Below are 21555 nucleotides of genomic sequence, written 5' to 3' on the forward strand. Positions count from 1 at the left end.
CTACTTAATTAACTTAGTTTAAACTTCGACTTGGCGACTTTTATAATCTGCAACTGCGGCTTTAATGGCATCTTCAGCCAAAATAGAGCAATGAATTTTGACTGGTGGTAAGGCCAACTCTTCAGCAATATCCATATTACTGATAGTAGAAGCTTCGTCTATAGACTTACCTTTCACCCATTCAGTGACTAATGAACTTGAAGCGATGGCCGAACCACAGCCATAAGTTTTGAACTTTGCGTCTTCAATAATGCCATTTTTATCAATCTTAAGTTGCAACTTCATCACATCACCACAAGCAGGTGCGCCGACCATACCTGTTGCAATTGATGGATCATTCTTGTCAAAACCACCGACGTTGCGTGGGTTTTCGTAGTGGTCGATTACTTTTTCGCTATAAGCCATGATATTTTACCTTTTGGTTATGTGATGAAGCATTCTGTGCTGCACCACATGAATATTAATTTCGCTACTTTATTCGTTTAAGACTCTTCGTTAGTTCAAGACTACTTATTAGTTCAAGACTACTATTGCTTAACGACTCTAGGTAAGTCCTTTAGTGATGGGCCCACACTACCTTGCTTAAATCTATGCCTTCTTTGTACATATCCCAAAGTGGCGACATGTCACGTAATTTATCTATGGCGTTACGGATCACACCAATCACATAATCAATTTCAGTTTCTGTAGTGAATCGGCCCATGGTGAAACGAATCGAACTATGAGCTAGCTCGTCGTTCAAGCCCAATGCCCGAAGAACATACGAAGGCTCAAGGCTCGCAGAGGTACAAGCTGAGCCAGAAGACACAGCCATATCTTTCAAGGCCATAATCAATGATTCACCTTCAACATAAGCAAAACTGACGTTAAGATTACCTGCGATACGACTTTCCATATCACCGTTTAAGTATACGGCTTCCATATCTTTGATGCCGTTCCATAATTTGTTACGTAACATCAACAGACGTTCGTTTTCAGCGCCCATTTCTAATTTGGCAATGTGGAAAGCTTCGCCCATACCTACTATTTGATGAGTTGCCATAGTGCCAGATCGCATACCACGTTCATGACCGCCACCGTGCATTTGAGCCTCTAGGCGAATACGTGGTTTACGACGCACAAACAAAGCGCCTATACCTTTAGGGCCATAGGTTTTGTGTGCAGAAAACGACATCAAATCTACCTTAGTAGTTTGTAAATCGATTGGCACTTTACCTGTGCTTTGAGCTGCATCCACATGGAATAAAATTTTGCGTTCACGACACATTTCACCAATGGCTGCGATATCTTGAATAACGCCGATTTCATTATTGACATGCATAATGCTGATCAAAATAGTATCAGGGCGAATGGCAGCAACCAATTTATCCATTTCTACCAAGCCATTTGGCTCGGGATCAAGATAAGTCACTTCAAAATCTTCACGCTCTAACTGACGCATAGTGTCTAGTACGGCTTTATGCTCAGTTTTAAGGGTAATAAGGTGTTTACCTTTTTTACCATAAAAATTAGCAGCGCCTTTAATGGCTAGGTTATTGGATTCAGTCGCACCTGAAGTAAATACAATTTCTCTTGGGTCAGCATTGACCAAATCTGCAATTTGATTACGAGCAACATCGACTGCTTCTTCTGCTACCCAACCAAATTTATGGGAACGAGATGCGGGGTTACCGAATACACCATCTGTGGTTAAGCAGTCTGCCATTTTGGCTGCAACACGAGGATCTACTGGGGTAGTTGAAGAATAATCCAGATAGATCGGAAGCTTTAATTCGCTCATTTTTTACTCCGCTTAAAGCTGCAAACTAATAGAAATTTCATTTGCTGCTATTTGATTATGATGTTTATTTTTGTCTTGTCTTTCCGCTACTTGCTTCACATCATGCTGTTGCATGAGTTCACCTAAAGTAATACCGTCCAGAAACACACTAATTCTGTCACTTAAGCCTTCCCATAAATTATGGGTTAGGCATCTTTCCCCGCCTTGGCAGCCGCCTTGACCTTGACACTTAGTCGCGTCTACCGATTCGTTTACCGCGCGGATAACTTCACCTATAGAGATCTCATCAGCTGTACGTCCAAGTTTATAACCACCACCTGGACCACGCACACTGTCTACTAACTTCTCTCTACGTAAACGGGAGAAAAGTTGTTCAAGATAGGACAAAGAAATTTCTTGGCGCTCGGATATATCGGCTAAAGACACGGGTCCACGTTTCGAGTGTAATGACACATCTAACATAGCTGTCACTGCGTAACGACCTTTAGAAGTCAATTTCATAGTAATGAATCCAATACCAAACTAGATTTAAATTTTTACATACCTGACTATTTTAGTCAAGTATTTAACCCCAAATTTTAGTCAAGTATTATATATGTGGATCAAAGGCATCACTGACCTTTTTAATATCTTCTACATGCTCGTTATCAGAGAAGTCTTCTAAGTCTAAAGTGGGTAATGATTTACCACAGACATCACCGCCCATCTTATTGATGGCTTGACACATTTCTTCCACTTTTTTATCAACAATATGAACATGATCCACCATCACACCGATAGCATGAGCGATGGGATCAGGATTATCTGTTGCTACCGCATAAGCATCAAAACCATATTTTTTGGCTATTTTTTCACGCTCACCATTAGACGGCGCTTCTGGCTGATTCTGCTGCACTACCACGCGCCCTGGAATACCAATAACGGTTGCATTCTCAGGCACATCACGCACCACCACCGAATTAGATCCCACCTTTGCACCTTTGTGCATAGTGATTGGCCCAAGTACTTTCGCACCTGCTCCTACTACTACGTTATCTTCTAAAGTAGGATGTCGCTTACCAGCATTCCACCTTGTTCCGCCAAGTGTGACACCATGATACAAAGTCACATCGTCCCCAATTTCTGCGGTCTCACCTATAACGACCCCCATGCCATGGTCTATAAAAAAGCGGCGCCCCAATGTTGCTCCTGGGTGAATTTCAACTCCTGTTAACCAACGAGAAAAAGTTGAAATAGAACGCGCCAACCATTTCCAGTTGGCTTTCCATAATTTATGACTAAGACGGTGGATCCAAATAGCGTGCAAACCCGGATAATTAGTCAGTATCTCGAAGGAATTACGTGCCGCAGGGTCACGATGAAAAACACTTTGTATATCTTCTTTTATTCTACTGAACATTGCTTATCCCGAACTGAGGTTGCTTAGTTTACTGATCTCGATTCTTAATGCTCTTGTCTACCGAGCCCAAAATACCACGCAATATATTCAATTCTTGCGACTCGGGGCGAGCACGATTATATAAGCGGCGTAATTTAGCCATTACCATACCGGGATGTTTGGCAATGATGAAATTCGTTTTGATAAGGGTTTGTTCCAAATGACTATAAAAACCTTCAAGATCCTCCGCCAATGGGTATTCTGTGTCTTCAGGGTGATTTTCTGGGTATTGGCCACGAGATAAATTTAAGTAAGCCATTCGCACTTCATAACACAACGTTTGAACTGCAGCGGCTAGGTTTAAAGAGCTATATTCAGGATTTGCTGGAATACATACATGAAAATGACATTGTTGTAATTCATCATTACTTAATCCATTATTTTCACGACCAAACACCAAAGCGACAGGATACTTAGATACTTCATTTATCATCTTTTCACCGCATCCTCTTGGCTCTAACATTGGCCAAGATAAAGTGCGAGAACGAGCGCTAGTGCCAATGACTAAACCACAATCAGCCACAGCTTCGGCCAGGGTATCTACCGTTCTTGCATTCGCTAATACGTCACCCGCGCCTGCTGCTAACGCACTGGATTTACCATCTGGTGCAGTGATAGGAGCAACCAACACCAATTGACTCAACCCCATGGTTTTCATTGCCCTTGCAGCCGAGCCAATGTTGCCTGTGTGGGAGGTATTAACTAACACTATGCGAATATTTTCTAACATGATGAGGGTATCTTTTGTTTAGCTGCTCAATTTTGGGCGCGAATAATAACATATTTATGCTAAACCACCTCAAAATGACGTTTTAGCATAAATATGAAATGGATTACCTAGTAAGACAAATCGTCAAAAAATTTTCTAATTGCTAAATTGGCATATCTTGATATACTACGCGGCGATTTTTTGTTCAGCAAACGCTATTAATTATTTGCTGAACTATTAATTTAATGTTCTTTATTTAATGTTCTTTTAAAATTGGTGGTTAACTATGCATCCTATGCTGAATATAGCGATCCGTGCTGCGCGTGCTGCGGGTAATATCATTGCTAATGGGTTTGATAATCAGACCGACTTGCAAACTGAAGCAAAAGGTGACAACGATTACGTCACTCGTATCGATAAAGAAGCCGAACAGGCCATAATCCATAAAATCAAGCTATCTTACCCTGAACATAGTTTTGTGGGTGAAGAAGGTGGCGTAGTGGAAGGTGACAACGATTTTAAATGGGTTATTGATCCGTTAGATGGCACCACCAATTTTATCAAAGGCATCCCTCATTTTGCCGTATCTATTGCCCTCATACACAAAGGTCGCTTAGACCAAGGCGTAATATTTGATCCTATACGTGGCGAATTATTCACAGCAAGCAGAGGCGCAGGTGCTCAGCTCAATGGCTTTCGTATTCGTGCCAGTAAGGCCAAAGAATTAAGTCAAACTATCCTAGCCACTTCTTTTCCTTTTAAAAATAAAACCAGTTTGCCTCAGTATTTAGAAGGTTTTAATAAAATATTTATGCAAGCAGGCGATATACGTCGCAGCGGTTCAGCAGCACTAGATTTGGCATACGTCGCAGCTGGCCGTTATGATGGTTATTGGGAGAGTGGTCTCAAACCTTGGGACATAGCAGCCGGTGAATTAATGGTACGTGAATCTGGAGGGTTGGTAACAGACTTTTCTGGTGGTAACGACCCCATGCATAAAGGCGATATTGTTGCTGGTAGCCCTAAGGTTGTGCAGTGTTTAGTGAAACACTTGAAGTAAAAACTTCATGAATTTTTAAGGCGAGCAGCAGCTCGCCTTTTTTGTTTGCCCTCCCCCATTTCACCTTCCCGCCTTTTGTCTAAACATATAAAAAAGCCAAAGATTAAACATGGCTTTAAAATAGTTTTAGCAAGTAGTGTTTTTATCCGCTCGGTGAACCTCACCTTTAACTCTGATATAAACGCTTAATGGTCAAACGACTTGGATCTAAAGATAGTTTTTGTTTTTCTCTGTGCAGCGAAGCCTCATCTTCCTCGGTGGTGCAAAATATCTTTAACTTTCGTCTTTTCAACATTTAATGCCAAATTATTTTGCACCACCGAGAACACAGAGCGCTAACAACATTCACAAAAGAAAAAATCGCTTTAAACTACTTGAATCAAGTCGTTCTTTTTTGCTTTTCTCTGTGAAGCTTAGCGGTCGGCACCCAACGCTCTTTTCTCTCAATGGTTAATAAACTTTTTGCTTTTCATTTAATAGATTGTTTGCGCCATAACAAATAAACAACAGGCACAATAATTAACGACAGCACTAGAGCGCTGGCCATGCCTCCTACCATTGGCGCAGCAATACGACTCATCACTTCTGAACCTGTACCTGAGCCGTACAAAACCGGCAATAAACCTAGCATAATGGTGGCAACTGTCATCATCACTGGCCTTACTCTAAGCCCAGCTCCTTGCATCACTGTTTCAACCAAGTCTTCTAAACTAGGCTGAGTGTTATTATTTTGATGGGTTTGTATCAATTCTTGATACGACTGATTGAGATAGACCAACATAATCACGCCTATCTCTGCTGCCACACCGGCCAGTGCGATAAAACCAACGCCAGATGCCACAGACAGGTTAAAACCTTCCAAATATAACAACCAAACACCACCAATTAGAGCTAAAGGTAAAGTGCCTATTATAATGGCGACCTCAACAAAGTTGCGAAAGTTGACATACAGCAAAATAATGATAATCGCCAGCGTTAAGGGTAATACGTAGGCAAGCTTCTCTTTAGCCCGCTGCATATATTCATATTGCCCTGCCCAATTTAGGCTGTAACCCGTTGGCAAGTCTAACTCTTGAGATAACAACAACTTTGCATTTTGGACGTAGCTGCCAACATCAATGTCTTTAATATCAATGTAGGTCCAGCCATTTATTCGCGCATTCTCACTTTTTATCCCCGCGGGGCCATCTTCTACGTAAATTTTTGCAACGTCAGCCAAGGCAATACGTTGTCCAGTTGCCGTGACTATAGGCAACAAAGCAAGTTGCTCTGGTGAATCTCGATAACTTTGTGGATAACGTAAGTTAATGGGGTAACGCTCCAAACCTTCAACCGACTCGGACACATTCATGCCTCCAATCGCAGTGGATATCACTTGTTGCACATCTGAAATATTTAGGCCGTAACGAGATGCCTTTTCACGCTGGATATCGACTTTAATATAACGCCCAGCGGCAACCCGTTCTGAATACACCGAAGCGGTACCCGACATCTGTGAAAGGATTTCCTCTATATCTTGACCGATACGTTGAATAACAACCAAATCACTGCCTGCCACTTTAATACCCACTGGGGTTTTAATACCTGTTGCGAGCATGTCGATACGGGTTTTTATCGGCATCACCCACGCATTCGTCAATCCTGGGATCTGCACCAGTTTATCGAGCTCTGCCCGCAGCTTTTCGGTTGTCATGCCAACACGCCATTCGTCTTGCGGTTTAAGCTGAATAAAGGTTTCAATCATAGTCAGTGGTGCTGGATCGGTGGCAGTCTCGGCGCGGCCTATTTTCCCAAATACACTTTTAACTTCTGGAACGGTGGCGATCAATTTATCGGTTTGTTGCAACAGTTCTCGTGCCTTACCTATTGATAAACCTGCATAAGTAGTTGGCATATACATTAAATCACCTTCATCCAAGGGAGGGATAAATTCACTGCCCAGTTTGTTAATAGGATAAAAACCTACCACTGCAATCAACAAAGTGACTAGCACAGTACTCTTGGGGTGATGTAACACTAAACGTAAAACAGGTAAATACATGGCCACTAATAGTCTGTTTAGTGGGTTCTTCTTTTCACTCACAATTTTACCGCGAATGAAATACCCCATCAGCACGGGCACTAAGGTAATGGCCAAGCCAGCTGAGGCCGCCATTGCGTACGTTTTGGTATAGGCAAGTGGAGCAAACATTCTGCCTTCTTGCGCCTCTAAAATAAACACAGGTAGAAAGCTCACTGTGATAATTAATAAGCTAAAAAACAAAGCAGGCCCTACTTCTGATGCCGACTTTGCGACTATTTGCCAACGGTTTTCATTGGTTAGTGGTGTTTTTTCCATGTGTTTATGCATGTTTTCAATCATCACTATAGCGCCATCAGTCATGGCACCTATAGCTATGGCAATGCCTCCTAAAGACATAATATTGGCATTAACACCTTGCCAATACATGATGATAAATGACACCAGAATACCTATAGGTAAACTGATTACCGCCACAATGGATGAACGAATATGAAATAAAAACGCGGCACACACCAAAGCAACAATAAGCAGTTCTTCGCCTAGTTTCGACCATAAATTATCCACGGCCCGCGTAATTAAATCTGAACGGTCGTACACCGTCACTATTTCAACTCCCTCAGGTAAACTATCTTTTAACGTAGCTAATTTTTGTTTCACTCCGGAAATGGTTTTTTGCGCATTTTCACCAAAGCGCATCACCACCACCCCGCCAGCCACTTCACCCTCGCCATTAAGCTCTGCAATGCCTCTGCGCATTTGTGGGCCAAGACGAATATCAGCCACGTCTCTTAGTAACAAAGGGGTGCCTTTATCATTGATACCCAATGGAATAAGGGCTAAATCTTCAATAGATTGAATATATCCAGAAGCACTGACCATATATTCAGCTTCTGCCATTTCAATCACAGAGGCACCCACTTCCTGATTGCCCTGTTTAACGGCTAGTTGAATAAGACTTAAAGGTATGCCATATGCACGCAACTTGTCTGGGTCGACTATAATTTGATACTGCTTGACCATCCCCCCAATCGAAGCCACCTCGGATACACCAGACACAGTTTGCAACTCAAACTTGAGAAACCAATCTTGAATAGAGCGTAACTGACTAAGATCATGTTTGCCGGTGCGGTCTACCAGCGCATATAAATAAATCCAGCCCACACCCGTTGCATCAGGGCCTAGTTGCGGCTTTGCTGCTGCAGGTAGACGTGGAGCAACTTGTGACAAATATTCCATCACTCTGCTGCGCGCCCAGTAGAGGTCGGTTTTATCATCAAATATAATGTAGACAAAAGAATCACCAAAAAATGAAAAACCACGGACGGTTTTTGCCCCCGGTACAGACAACATGGCAGTGGTCAAAGGGTAAGTCACTTGATCTTCGATAACCTGTGGAGACTGCCCAGGGTAACTGGTCTTAATGATAACTTGTACATCGGACAGATCAGGTAAGGCATCGACTGGGGTATTACGTATGGCAAACAGTCCTAACCCAATAACAATAAAAGTAGCCAGCAAAACAAAAAAACGATTGTTGATTGACCAATGGATGATCCGTTCAATCATGGTTAAGCTCCTGCCCATTTTCCTGAATAGTTAACCCATAATCAGTAATCAAAAAATCACCGTTTTGAATTTCAAAAGTGAAGTGTATTTTGTCCCCTTGCTGCAATTTGTTGAGAGACAACCTATCAGCAAAAACAAAATCCATGGTCTCAGGATCACGTCCCCACTTTTCGATAGGACCACGACTAATATTAGCCACCCGGGTCTGAAAATTGATTTGGTTAATGACGCCTTCAACATCGGCTGAGTCTACGTTTTCATCTGAGGTGTTAACTTGAACGTCATCTGCTTTATTTTCTTGACCTTTATTTTTTTGACCAATATCTGCTGGTGACAAAGACATACGCATAAAATCAGAATGGATACTGCTTTCCGAGTCCAGCAAAAACTGAGCTGAAGTCACCACTTGCTCACCCACTTCCACACCGTCCAATATTTGCGCCAACTTGCTGGTGACTTGTCCCAAATTCACCTCTACAGATTTGTACTGACCTTTACCTACAACTAACACCACTCTATCTTGGGTGCCGGTGCGAATAACCGCCTCTTTAGGGACTAATAAGGTTTGCTCTTGTGAGTCGTTATGAATGATGACCTGAGCAAACATGTTAGGTTTAAGCAACATATCAACATTGTCAAAACGTAACCTGACCCTCAGTGTGCGTGTTTTAGCATCGACTGTGGGATAAACATAATCAACTTGCCCTTGCCATGTTTTCCCGGGAACAAAACCAAGAGTCATAGTGACCAACTGACCTATTTTGACCTGGGCTGCTTGGCGTTCAAACACCTCAGCTTTTACCCACACATCATCCAATGCACCGATAGACATCAAAGTAGTGCCAGGTTTTACGAAAAATCCTTCCCTGATGGCTAGGTTGTCTATCACCCCAGATTGCGGAGCGTTAAACACAATAGTTTGTTGTACAACTTGACTCGTTTTAAGTTCTCTCATGCTTTGTTCAGGCATTTGCAATGCTAATAAGCGACTTTCTGCCGCTAAGGTTAACTCTTGGTTATTACGCTTTTTGGCTAATAGGTATTCCTCCTGTGCATTCACGAGTTCAGGTGAATACAAAGCATACAGAGGCTCGCCCTTACTCACCTGTTCACCCGATGCTTTGATGTAAAGTTTTTCAATCCATCCCTCAACACGAGGGTGTACATGCAACAGGTTATTTTCATTATATTGCACGTAACCTACCGTCTTTATAGACTCCTGAAGTACAGCCAGCTTAACCTTTGCCGTTCTCACACCTAAATTATTGACCACACTTGGCGAAATCCGCACGACACCAGGGTCTTCCTCTTTTGTGGAGTCTGCAAAAACAGGCACTAAGTCCATACCCATAGGTGACTTCCCAGGTTCATCACGGCGAAAATTAGGATCCATAGGGGCGACCCAATAAAGGGGAGCAGACTCGGTAGCGGTCGCGTGAGTCATATCCATTTCTGTGGATACAAATTGTGAGTAAATAGTCGCGGTTAATATTGCCCCGCCCACTCCACCAACGATGATGGCATATAGCGTTTTCATCGATATTCTCCTGTATTATATGAACTTGTGTGACCTTCCAAGAAATACCAAAGCTGGATGCGTATTTTGAACTTTTCGATTTGAATATCGATCAAATCGATGTGTGCACTGAGCTGGGAAATTCGAGCACGCATCACCTCTGAAAAATCCCCATCATCAGTGGTATAGGCTGACAATGACGCATCTGCTTGCTCTTGAGTTTGTGGCAGTATTGCGGTTAAAAAGCCTGCTTCACGTTGCCCAAAGCGGGTTTTCTGTTGATACAGGCTTAACATCTGAGCCAGCATGCGTTGCTGCAATAAACGTTTATCGGTCTCTATGGCTTGGGCCGTAAGGCGAGATGCCGCCACTTCACTGTCTTGTTGTGCATATCCAAATAAAGGTACATCCACGGTAATACCAATAGAGAAAAAATCCGCACGGCTTTGGCCAAGCTGGTCGTCATCTCGGTAGGCATAACTGGCATTCACTCCCCACTGCGGTTTGTATTTTTGTTGCGCCAAGTTTACCGCTGTGTCGCCAGCTTTAGCTGATTGTTCGATAGCAAGTAAGGCTGGATGCTGTGTTAATACCTGCAACAACCCCATATTGTCTGCTCGTTGTAAAAGCACTGTAAACGCATCTGGCAGTTCAGGGGATGTGGGAATAGAAGTGTTTGCTGCAAAGGTTTCGTATACTGCCAGCTGAGCAGCAGGAGAAAGCCATTCAGACAAGTTTGTCAGGGCCATATCTCGCTGACTATTAACAGCGGTTAATCTGTCATCTAATCTAGCCAACTCAAGTTGTGCGCTTATTACATCTTGTTGACGGGTATTGCCTTGGGCTGAGGAATAACTCGCTTTTACGATATCTACCAATTGCTCAAAGAGCACACGGTCACGCTCAATTAAGCGGATGGTTTGGTCAGCTTTAATTGCGTTTAACCAAAGTTGTGACACCGTCACCTGTATTTTGGCTTTGCGATCTTCTCGCTGATACGGATGTTGGTCAGCCTGATAACTCAGTTGCTGTTGCTTGATAGCCAAACTATCGCCACGGGGGAAGGTTTGAGCGATCCCTACCTTAAATTGCGTCATTGCCTCTTGGTTAAATGCAAAACCATCTGAAGGTAAATTTAGTAGTCCCATTGTTAACATAGGATCAGGCAGATTATTCACCCCTTCACTCGCAGCGCGAAGCGCTTGTTCTTGAAGTTGGTTACCCGTTAACCAAGGATCATGCGCAATAGCTATTTTTACGGCGTCTTGCATGGTTATAACCGCAAATACGCTAAAGGGAAAAGTACTCATCAGCATCACAAACAAGGCTAACGATGAGGGCGAAAAATGGAACTTATTAGTGTGTTGCATGGGTAGTCCATGTTGCCTAGTTTTACCAAACGCAAGAATACTAGGGTATTAAAATCAAGGGGGAATTCGGCGAAAACGCCAGCTAAAGAAAAAGAGCCGCAATTGTCTATTTAAAAACGGATCTGTCCTGTGTTAGCGAATAATGGGGGGGTTTACGTAAAGACGGCAGGAATGCGTCTTGTATTGAAAACAAGTAAAAATCTGAAGAGTCTGCCACTACACTTAAAGCCGTGGCAGTCATAAAATGAGAGAGTGTTACAGAAGCACAGGTTCCTGTGAAACAACTACATTCTTGATCGCAGCAATCCATAGCCATATCTTGTTGTAGAGTATTTTGCTGGGTATCTTGCTTCATATTGTGTTGCATATGATTAGGCATTTCAGACTCAAGCAGACTCTGATTCATGGGGCCCATATCATCAATATGCTGACTACTGGCATGTGCATTTGACTCACAAGGTACAACCGCATAGGCGTATGACTGACCGATTAACAGCGCCATAATCAAACCCCATGTCATCACCTTATTTGTCATCAACTGTCTTTTATCCCTTGTACTGAGAAATTAGAGAATACCATAATATGAAACACTGTCTATTTTGAAACTAGTCTTGGGGAGATGTCATCTTGTCCTCTTTACTCGCGCCGTCTTCAATATACATGGCTTTATAATATTCAGGTGGAAAACATTGTTGTTTGCCATCCACCACATCTTTACATATCAATGTAGTTGTCAGGCTCTTTTTTTCAAATAGCGGCTTGAAGGCTTCTTTAGAGCTGGGGAGTTGCGCCACTACCTTTGTTATTAACATAGCATCTTGCTCAAGCCCCTCAATTGTGAAGAACAATTTTTCCTTACTTGCATCCACATTATCTCCATCATGCAACACAGACAAAAGTGCCATATCAGTGGCAAACCCTAAAACTGTACAACTGTTTGCTACTAGAATAAGGCTACATAACACTGCTATTTTGACCAATTTCATATTTATCTCTAATGTTGAAAACAGTTGCATATCCTCCAACTTCAGTGAGAAGGATATGCCATCACAAAAATTTACAGACTAAGTTGCTGATGGAAGCTGTCGATATCTGTGACCTTGATTGCTCCTTCAGGTTCAATAAAAGCTTGATCGGCAAATTTAGTACCACGCATTTGGATTAGCACTTGACCGAAGTCTTTACCGCCTTCAATACGATTATAAAGATTTATCACATCGTCTAAGGTGACTTTTTCTATGGCTGCAATCAGTCTGTCTCGACTATCGAATTGCCATTTCTGGTCACGCCAATCACCAATAAATTTGCCCATTTCTTCGGATAAGTTTTTAGCAGGTTGCGTTAACGTTATCAATACACTGTTTTTAGTGGTGGCGAACTCTTCTGACGTCACTGCGGCTAACTGCTTAGAAAATCCTTTGCGGAATAATGCAATTCGATCACCTACATCTGCCAGCCCTTTTGCAGGTGATTGAATGTAATAAGCCACCAACATTTGCTCCCTAAATGTTTGCCCAAAAAAACCAACGGCATAGGCCAGTTGTTCTTCTGTTCTGATTTGTTTAAACAACGCAGGACGAATAATTTGTGATAACAGTCTTGCCGCAGCTAGGTCTAGATCATTTCGCGGTGCCAAATACGCATCGATCAAACCTACGTCCGTCATTTCTATATCTTCTTGCCAGCTGTAAATTTTTCCTGCTTCAGATTGTAATAAGGGTGTTTGATAAACGTCGGACACTTGACGTTCTTCAGGCAGTTGCTTCAAAACCAAATCAGATAACTGCTTCACTTGCTGATCTGAGTAGTTGCCAAAAGCAAATACCCTTAAGGTAGCTTGTTTTAATAACTGATCTCTAAACACTTGAATATCAGACGCTAATATCCCGTCCACTTCAGCCAGTAACGCCTCGTCACTAAATTCATCTAAATTCGCCACTTGACTAAATTTTGGGAACAATTGATTGAGTAAAATTTGTCGTTTACTACTTTGAATGTCTGACTTAAAGCTAGCTTTAAGGTTAGCTAATTCACTTTCACTCATATCAAAATCTAATATCTGTTTTAGTGTACTCGCCAACAACATGCCTTGTTTGTCAGTAAAGCCACTTGCAGTCAGTGACAAGCCATTAGATAAACTGACATTTAATCCCATGCCTGCCGCACCTGCTTCAGATTGAAGCTCGGTTAACTGCTGGCCTAAGCCTCGGTCTAACAGGTCAGCTAAAACGTGGTTTTTTGCGGTAGATTTAGTCAATCCACTATTTAAATCAAGGGTAACCCTACCCTTTGGTTGCTTGAACATTGCTGAATGACCTAAGTGGACTGTGTGTCCTTGCTCTGACACTAGTTGCGCAGGTTTACCAGTATGTTCAGCTGCAACCAAATCAAAACTTTCTGGCATCAGGCTGTTGGCTCTTGGCAAAGTTAAAGCGAACTGCGAAGACAATTGTTGCCACTTTTGTTCTAATTCAGGGTTGATATCATGCACTGTGTATTTACCCGCAAAATATTCCATACCCTGCTCAGCAGTTTGCTGTTTATCTATATAAAAAATACGCGCATTGTCCAACGTCAATTGATCGAGCACAGCTTGAATCACTTGTGGGTTAAAACGTTGATATTCGTAAGCACTACTCAATACATATTCAGCAGGGATGTGTTGTAAATCTGCAGATATTTTCATCGCATAGTTATAATCATTGGTTTTTTCTTTAAAGCGAAAACTATTGCTTAGTGACTGCTTAATTTCGTTGAAGTATTGAGGATTAACGCCTTTTTCTCTTAATAATCCTAAATACTTAAGCACTGCGCCCATGACCTTATCGCGATTTTGGACACCCGTTTCGGTTAAATCGATGTATAAAGTAAAACTGCCTGCATTGCCATATTCATCGGCATCGAAGTTTGAATACACCGCGTCGCTTAATCCGGCATCACGTAATACTGATGCTAAAGTGCCAGGCATTTCATTGGCGAGTAAATAGTTCACATAACCATTAGGTTTAACCGCAAATTGCAGGGCATTATTTTCAATCACAAAATTTATGCGTAACTGTTTCATTTCAGTTTGCGGAATGTAATGCACCACTTTTTTCAAATGTTCAGGTTTGGCTACTGGGACTGTCATTGTAGGACGTTGGGTATTTTTATTCGGGATTTTACCGAAATATTGCTTAGCTAACTTTTGCATTTCAGCAATAGGTAAATTGCTGATCATTGCGCCTTTCATTAAATTGGCAGAATAATAGGTGTTGTACATATCCACCAAAGCAGTCTGTAACTTGTTGTCTTTTTTATCGACTAACGAGTCCAAGTTGCCCCAATTGAATTGCGAAATGGGATGTGCTGGATTTAACGTCGTTCCGTTCAGTTGTTCCAAAATAACCCAATCGTTAGGACTTTTCATGGTCCATTCTGAATGCACCGCATTGCGCTCTTTATCTGCATAACTTTCGTCTAAAATAGCTTCATAAAAAAAACCGCTAAAACGTGACAGTGCCTCGTCATAGGCATCATTATTGACGGCCACCATATAGTTCGTATGATCAAGCTGAGTGTAAGCATTTTGAGTACCGCCGTGGCGGCTAACAAACTCGCTATAGTCACCTACAGTGGGATAACTTGTGGTGCCTAAAAATAACATATGTTCAAGATAATGAGCTAAACCACCAAATTCTTTAGGTTCTTGTAAAGACCCAACAGCCACACTCAGGGCAACGGCTGACTTTTCGATACTGGGGTCAGATACCAACATGATTTCTAGCTGATTATCTAGCACCATGGAAGCGTATTCACGGCTATCAATAGGACTTTTGACTATTTCACCTTGCGGTTCTGGCTGGGTTGATATAACCACAGACTTAGCTTTGTCGGTTGAGCCACAAGCATGTAAGAATATGCTCGCGCCAATCAAAAGGACGAAATAGGTGTTGCGTCCGGTCAATACGGTCATAATATTTCCTGATGTTATTACTACAAAGATGGGCAGTGTGAAAATATACCCTATCCAGAACTATAACTGGGTATAAAAACTGTTAAAAAGTGTGTTTTAGGACAGAAATAAAAGAATATCACCACAGAGGGCAAAGATACTGCGCTCACAGAGAAAAGATAGAATATTCAATGCTTTTCTCTGTGCTCGCTACTAGGTGTTCTCATTTACCTGTGGTCAAAATGCTTTTTTAACTGTTTGTAATTTACCCTAATGGGTCTTGGTCAGCGCCTTCTTTTTCTATTTCGGTCGGCATTAAATCTTCTTTGCTAATGCCTAATGTCAAGGCGACTAAGCTGGCAACATAGATAGAAGAATAGGTACCGATCACCACACCGAATAACAGAGCAGTAGCAAAACCATGGATAGTCGCGCCACCTACAAAGAACAAAGCAAGCAACACTAAAATGGTAGTAAAAGAGGTGATAATGGTGCGGTTCAAGGTTTGGGTCAAAGAAATATTGATGATTTCTTCTGACTCACCTTTACGTATTTTGCGGAAGTTTTCACGAATACGGTCACATACCACTATGGTGTCATTAAGTGAATAACCAATTACCGCCAGTACTGCAGCCAAAACGGTTAAATCAAACTCTAAGCGAAATACTGAAAATAGCCCTAAAGTAATGATCACATCATGGGTTAATGCGGCTACCGAACCTAAAGCAAAACGCCATTCAAAACGTAATGCTACGTATATCAGAATACAAATTAAAGCCACCAGCAAGGCCAGTCCGCCTTGTTCAGTCAGCTCTTCACCTACGCTTGAACTGACATAAGAACTGCCACGCATTTCTGCGGTGCTGTCTGCTTCTTTAAGTATCTTTAACGCAGCATCACCTAATTCAGAAGGCTTAACACCATCCCGTGAAGCTAAGCGGATAAGTACGTCTTGGCTACTGCCAAAATTTTGTACCACGGCATCCTTAAAATCCGATGTTTCTAGCTGTTTACGAATTTGTGATAAATCTGCAGTTTGCTCATAACCTACTTCAATTTGGGTACCACCCGTAAAATCTAGTCCCCAATTCAGTTGATTAATGGCTAATGATGTAAGCGATCCGATAATCAAAAACACCGACAAAAAAGCCGCAGGTTTTCTCAGCGACATAAAGGCGATGGTTTCTTTCATATTTAATATTTGCATGTTGGCGCTCCTAGATTGACAACTTGGTCAGGCGTTTACCGCCCCACCATGCATTAACGATGACACGAGTCACAATGATCGCAGTGAACATTGAAGTGATGATCCCGATCATCAAGGTGATGGAGAAACCTTTAATTGGCCCTGTGCCTACAGCAAACAAAATCAGCCCAACAAGGAAGGTAGTAATATTGGCGTCTAAAATGGTTGAAAACGCACTATCATAGCCGTGATGAATAGCCTGCTGAGGACTTCGTCCGTCTTTGATTTCTTCACGTATTCGCTCAAATATCAGCACATTAGCATCCACCGCCATACCTACGGTTAAGACTATGCCAGCCATACCCGGTAACGTTAACGCAGCCCCACCGATCATCGACATCACACCAATAATCATGACTAAGTTGAGAGTCAATGCAATATTGGCAACAAAGCCAAATTTTTTGTAGTAAATCAGCATAAAGATAAGTACGGCAATAAAGCCATAAATAATTGCTTTGGTACCTAAGTCTATGTTTTCTTGACCTAAACTTGGGCCAACGGTGCGCTCTTCAATAATTTGAATAGGTGCAATCAAGGCCCCGGCTCTTAATAATAAGGCCAAATCGTAGGCTTCTTGGGGGGAGTCTAATCCAGTGGTTTCAAACTGATTACTAAATACACCGTTGATGGTTGCCACACTGATGACACGCCTTTCCTCTATAAAGATCAGCTTATCGTTCTCGTCTCGCTCACCATTGGTTTTAAATTCAATAAAAACCACGGCCATAGGTTTGCCCACGGCACGTTTAGTGAAGTTGAGCATCTTGGCGCCACCTTTTGAATCAAGTGAAATGGACACCTTTGGCATACCATATTGATCGACACCGCTGTTGGCATCGATAATAGAACTACCAGCCACTATGACTTTTTTCTTAAGTAATTGTGGGCCACCTTTTTCATAAGGTAACAACTCAGATCCCGCCGGCACGCGTCCATTAATGGCATCACGCACGTCATGTTCAAGATCGACTTCACGATATTCTAAGGTTGCAGTCGCATTAAGAATTTCTTTGGCTTTGGCGGTGTCTTGAATACCTGGAAGTTGCACGACTATCCGGTCTGGCCCTTGTTTTTGTACGGTTGGCTCAGCCACACCTAGTTGGGTTACGCGGTTACGAATAATAGTAATGTTTTGTTTTACTGCGTAATCACGAGTTTCAGTTAGCTTTTGGTCAGACATACTGGCAAAAATAACTAAATCACTTCTTTCCACAAAAACTAAGTCACGATTACGATTTTTTAGGAAGAACTCAGCTGAATCTAAGGTTTCTTGGTCACGAAAATAAATTTCTACCCCGTCATCCAATTGTTTTACGGTGCGATAGCGAATGCCTTCTTCCCGCAATGCAGTACGAAAATCTCCCACCATATCTTCTAAATTTTTAGACAGAGCCGATTTCATATCCACTTCCATCAGAAAGTGCACACCACCACGCAAGTCAAGACCAAGCTTCATTGGCGTGCCACCCAAACTTTCTAGCCATGCGGGGGTATCAGGGGCTAAGTTCATGGCCACAAAATAATCATCACCTAAGGCTCTTTCGATTTTTTCACGAGCAACTAACTGGGTATCAGAGTCATTCAAACGAACAAGGATCTGATCGTTTTCTAGCACAATGCTTTTGCTAGTGATATTGGCAGCAGCGAGCTCTGCTGTCACTTTTTCGACGACGGCAGTATTCACAACTGCGTTCTTACCCGCAGATATTTGCACTGCATGATCTTCGCCATACAAATTGGGAGTGGCATATAAAGCACATAGGCCGACCACTACGATCACCAAAAAGTACTTCCATAGCGGAGTTTGATTTAACACAAGAAATTCCTTCCGTTTTTCCAATAAAAAAGGGGCTTAACGCCCCTATTCGATATCTATATTTAGATGGCTTTCATAGTGCCTTTAGGCAACACCGCTGAAACGGCTGACTTTTGAATGACGATGTTAGTCGTGTCATTCAAGCCAATTTCGATAAAGTCTTTTTCATCAGAAACTTTAATAATTTTACCAACCATGCCACCTTGAGTAAGCACTTCATCACCTTTACTTAGCGAAGTGACCAAGTTTTTATGATCTTTAACACGCTTCGCTTGTGGGCGATAAAGCATAAAGTAAAAAATCAAACCAAACACACCCAGCATGATTAACATTTCAAAACCACCACCGGCTGAACCACCAGCATCTTGCGCGTAGGCATTGGATATAAATAAACTCATAATTTCCCCTATTTTTTGTAAATTTTAATTGTGTTAAAACCGGTTAGTCTTGCAACTGCGGCACAGTCAACTCTTTTTGTGCGTAAAATTCGGTGACAAAGGCATCGAGTTCGTTAGCAGCAATGGCATCTCGTAAACCTTGCATAATACGTTGGTAATAACGCAAGTTATGGATAGTATTTAAGCGCGCGCCAAGTATCTCATTACATTTGTCCAAGTGGTGTAGATATGACCGAGAATAGTTTTTACAAGTGTAACAATCACATTTTTCATCTAATGGGCCGATATCGGTTTTATGTACCGCATTACGAATTTTAACCACACCGCTGGTAATAAACATGTGGCCGTTGCGCGCATTACGCGTTGGCATCACACAATCGAACATATCAATACCACGGCGCACCGCTTCTACGATATCTTCTGGTTTACCGACGCCCATCAAATACCGCGGTTTATCTGCAGGTATTTGGTTGGTAGTATGATCAAGCACTTTGATCATTTCGTCTTTCGGCTCACCTACTGATAAACCGCCTATGGCATAACCATCAAAACCAATGTCTTCTAAACCAGCCAAGGATAAATCACGCAGGCCTTCGTACATACCACCTTGAATGATACCAAATAATGCCGATGGATTATCGCCATGCTCGTCTTTACTGCGTTTAGCCCAGCGTAGCGACAACTCCATAGAAACTCTAGCTTCGCTTTCAGTCGCCGGATAAGGCGTGCATTCGTCAAAGATCATCACGATATCTGAACCTAAATCACGTTGCACCTGCATGGATTTTTCTGGTGTCAGCAGAATTTTTTCACCATTAATAGGTGAACGGAAGGTGACACCGTTTTCGGTTATCTTGCGCAAATCTCCCAAGCTAAACACCTGAAAACCACCTGAGTCAGTGAGTATAGGTTTGTCCCAGTGCATAAAATCATGTAAATCACCATGTTGTTTGATGATTTCGGTACCTGGACGCAACATCAAATGGAAAGTATTGCCCAAGCAAATATGTGCGCCAGTTTCGTCTAACTCTTCTGGCGTCATGCCTTTTACCGTGCCGTAAGTACCCACTGGCATGAAAGCTGGGGTTTCTACTACACCACGGTCAAAAATCAAACGGCCACGACGGGCTTTACCGTCGGTATTATCTAATTCAAATTTCATTAATTTATCTCTGCTTACCGGAAAACAGTCCAGTGGCGAAATGAGGTTGTTATAGAGTGCAAACATATCTGAATGCAATACCCAATTTAACAAGCCATGCTTAAAAACGATGCGAGATTATATACGAATCAGCCATAGGTTTGAAAACTTATCACGGATAATTTGAGCTTCATTCTACAACTGCGTTAAACCGCACCATTCTACCCTTTGAATTAGCCGTTGCCGTGGCAGTTGTAGAATCCTGCTAGGCACACAAATTTGTGATCGCGTTTTATGTCAAATAACATCAACAATATATCCACTAACATAGTGATTAAAAATCTATTATATTAGATGCATTGGATATAAAATTAATTATTTAGCACGGCGAAATCACTTGTCAAACAGTCAGTTACCACTCATGGAAAAATCTGAAGAAACGCCAATAATTAAACCTAAAGCGTTTTTCAAAAGATACAGGCCACGGTTGCCAACACATATTATCCCCTCTCTACGCAACAAGTTTTCACAACTGACAGTCTCCCAATGGATGTATCTCATAGCTTTTTTGTTATTACTGGTTCACGTTGAAAAAGATATCGAACAAGATTATGAGTTGTTATGGGTAGGCGCTATTGCTGGTGTGGGCCTTGTTAGAGAGCTTTGGCATGTGTTTAACCGCATTTGGGAACATATGTTAGGCAAAGCCTTTATCCTGGTTCTGTATGCCGCCACGGCTAACTTTGCTTTGGCTATATCCGCCCTTAAAATTAATGTTATCACTGGTATCGAGCCTGGGCCTTTTGTTTTCACATTAGGATTCGCCACTTTAATAATGCTGCCATTTTGGTTATTAATGAGCTCCATCATTTTTTTTTCTGTAGCTCTGATAGCAGGTAACTTATGGTTAGTGATTGGGTTATTGCTGCGTTTAGTAAGAGTCAAAGTCAAAGTGCACTGGGAAGACAAAACATTTGTGTTAATTACCATGATACTGAGACTGGTATTGATACCTTACGTGATCACTTCTATCTTTTTTATGGCCGTGCCTTATGCCAAACAAATCGAATTATTTGAAAAGCCCATCGCGTTATTCAAAGAATCAGTTGCAGATAACCAAGATGAAACAAAAGAGTACAACGACAATCTAGAGGTTAACGAAACAGACACTAAAAATATCAGACTCACTTTTAATCAAGCTCCTTTTACCATGCCAGTGGACGAAGAAGGTTCGATAAAATGGTTAGATAAAATCATTGCGGGGTTTATTTATCACTTAGAAACGTACCCAAAGTCAGCCTGTAAAAAGGGTCCTCTACAACGAAGTTTACCCATAGACGAAAATTTGATTTTACTGGTCACTGAAGACGATTCTGCTTTAGGCTATCAGTTTAGCGTTGGGCCTTGTGAGGGGAATTTCTCTGACGTTGAGCGACAAGTGGAGGTTGATACCCCTCCTAAATAATAGTCGCCGTAAACGGTGGCTATTATTTTGATTTATCACTGTGAATAACAATGCCTTGGGTATAGACACGAATGTGCTTTACGCACATTCGGT

The 21555-nt window shown here is 42.0% G+C and carries 17 protein-coding genes; 2 read left to right on the top strand and 15 right to left on the bottom strand.

Going from position 1 to position 21555, the window contains the following annotated elements; translation table 11 throughout:
• Positions 1-18: 18 nt before the first annotated feature.
• From iscU to trmJ, 5 genes are all read right to left on the bottom strand, one after another.
• Positions 19-405: a Fe-S cluster assembly scaffold IscU gene (gene iscU, locus CXF95_RS24185; RefSeq protein ID WP_101201076.1), complete on the bottom strand. Its 387-nt coding sequence runs from the start codon at positions 403-405 to the stop codon at positions 19-21.
• Between the two features lie 151 nt (positions 406-556).
• On the bottom strand, positions 557-1780 hold the full coding sequence (locus tag CXF95_RS24190; RefSeq protein ID WP_101201077.1) for an IscS subfamily cysteine desulfurase: 1224 nt from the start codon (positions 1778-1780) through the stop codon (positions 557-559).
• Between the two features lie 12 nt (positions 1781-1792).
• Entirely contained in the window at positions 1793-2281 is a 489-nt protein-coding gene (iscR, locus tag CXF95_RS24195; protein ID WP_101201078.1) for a Fe-S cluster assembly transcriptional regulator IscR, read from the bottom strand.
• An 88-nt stretch (positions 2282-2369) separates the two neighbouring features.
• Positions 2370-3179, bottom strand: a complete 810-nt coding sequence (gene cysE, locus CXF95_RS24200) for a serine O-acetyltransferase (protein ID WP_101201079.1) — start codon at positions 3177-3179, stop codon at positions 2370-2372.
• A gap of 28 nt (positions 3180-3207) precedes the next feature.
• Positions 3208-3948: a tRNA (cytosine(32)/uridine(32)-2'-O)-methyltransferase TrmJ gene (gene trmJ, locus CXF95_RS24205; RefSeq protein ID WP_101201080.1), complete on the bottom strand. Its 741-nt coding sequence runs from the start codon at positions 3946-3948 to the stop codon at positions 3208-3210.
• 265 nt (positions 3949-4213) lie between these two features.
• Here trmJ and suhB point away from each other — a divergent pair, with 265 nt between their 5' ends.
• Positions 4214-4987 (top strand): inositol-1-monophosphatase, encoded by a 774-nt coding sequence (gene suhB / locus CXF95_RS24210; RefSeq protein WP_101201081.1) that lies wholly within the window; start codon positions 4214-4216, stop codon positions 4985-4987.
• A 469-nt stretch (positions 4988-5456) separates the two neighbouring features.
• Here suhB and CXF95_RS24215 read toward each other — a convergent pair whose 3' ends face one another.
• The 10 genes from CXF95_RS24215 to tgt all read right to left on the bottom strand — a co-directional run bounded on the left by CXF95_RS24215 (position 5457) and on the right by tgt (position 20018).
• Positions 5457-8576, bottom strand: a complete 3120-nt coding sequence (locus tag CXF95_RS24215; RefSeq protein WP_101201082.1) for an efflux RND transporter permease subunit — start codon at positions 8574-8576, stop codon at positions 5457-5459.
• Positions 8569-10113, bottom strand: coding sequence for an efflux RND transporter periplasmic adaptor subunit (locus CXF95_RS24220; protein WP_101201083.1), 1545 nt, complete (start codon positions 10111-10113; stop codon positions 8569-8571). Before CXF95_RS24220 ends, CXF95_RS24215 begins: the two co-directional genes overlap by 8 nt.
• Positions 10110-11462, bottom strand: coding sequence for a TolC family protein (locus CXF95_RS24225; RefSeq protein WP_232788015.1), 1353 nt, complete (start codon positions 11460-11462; stop codon positions 10110-10112). Before CXF95_RS24225 ends, CXF95_RS24220 begins: the two co-directional genes overlap by 4 nt.
• Before the next feature lie 106 nt (positions 11463-11568).
• A complete protein-coding gene (locus tag CXF95_RS24230; protein WP_232788031.1) occupies positions 11569-11997 on the bottom strand; it encodes a hypothetical protein in 429 nt (142 codons plus the stop codon).
• Positions 11998-12067: 70 nt separating this feature from the next.
• A complete protein-coding gene (locus tag CXF95_RS24235; RefSeq protein WP_232788016.1) occupies positions 12068-12448 on the bottom strand; it encodes a hypothetical protein in 381 nt (126 codons plus the stop codon).
• A gap of 71 nt (positions 12449-12519) precedes the next feature.
• Positions 12520-15417, bottom strand: coding sequence for an insulinase family protein (locus CXF95_RS24240; protein WP_101201084.1), 2898 nt, complete (start codon positions 15415-15417; stop codon positions 12520-12522).
• Positions 15418-15661: 244 nt separating this feature from the next.
• Positions 15662-16603 carry a protein translocase subunit SecF gene (secF, locus tag CXF95_RS24245; RefSeq protein WP_101201085.1) on the bottom strand — a complete coding sequence of 314 codons (942 nt, stop codon included), beginning with the start codon at positions 16601-16603 and terminating at the stop codon, positions 15662-15664.
• A gap of 10 nt (positions 16604-16613) precedes the next feature.
• Positions 16614-18458 (bottom strand): protein translocase subunit SecD, encoded by a 1845-nt coding sequence (gene secD / locus CXF95_RS24250; protein WP_101201086.1) that lies wholly within the window; start codon positions 18456-18458, stop codon positions 16614-16616.
• A gap of 62 nt (positions 18459-18520) precedes the next feature.
• A complete protein-coding gene (gene yajC, locus CXF95_RS24255) occupies positions 18521-18856 on the bottom strand; it encodes a preprotein translocase subunit YajC (protein ID WP_101201087.1) in 336 nt (111 codons plus the stop codon).
• A 43-nt stretch (positions 18857-18899) separates the two neighbouring features.
• Complete coding sequence (gene tgt / locus CXF95_RS24260) at positions 18900-20018, bottom strand: tRNA guanosine(34) transglycosylase Tgt (protein ID WP_101201088.1); 1119 nt, start codon at positions 20016-20018, stop codon at positions 18900-18902.
• Between the two features lie 466 nt (positions 20019-20484).
• On the opposite strand from tgt, the gene CXF95_RS24265 reads away from it, so the two are divergent.
• The gene (locus CXF95_RS24265) at positions 20485-21462 is read left to right on the top strand and encodes a hypothetical protein (RefSeq protein ID WP_232788017.1); all 978 of its coding nucleotides are present in this window, start codon (positions 20485-20487) and stop codon (positions 21460-21462) included.
• The last annotated feature ends 93 nt before the right edge of the window (positions 21463-21555 follow it).

It is taken from the genome of Paraglaciecola sp. MB-3u-78, assembly GCF_002835935.1.
In the GTDB taxonomy this organism is placed as follows: Bacteria; Pseudomonadota; Gammaproteobacteria; order Enterobacterales; family Alteromonadaceae; genus Paraglaciecola.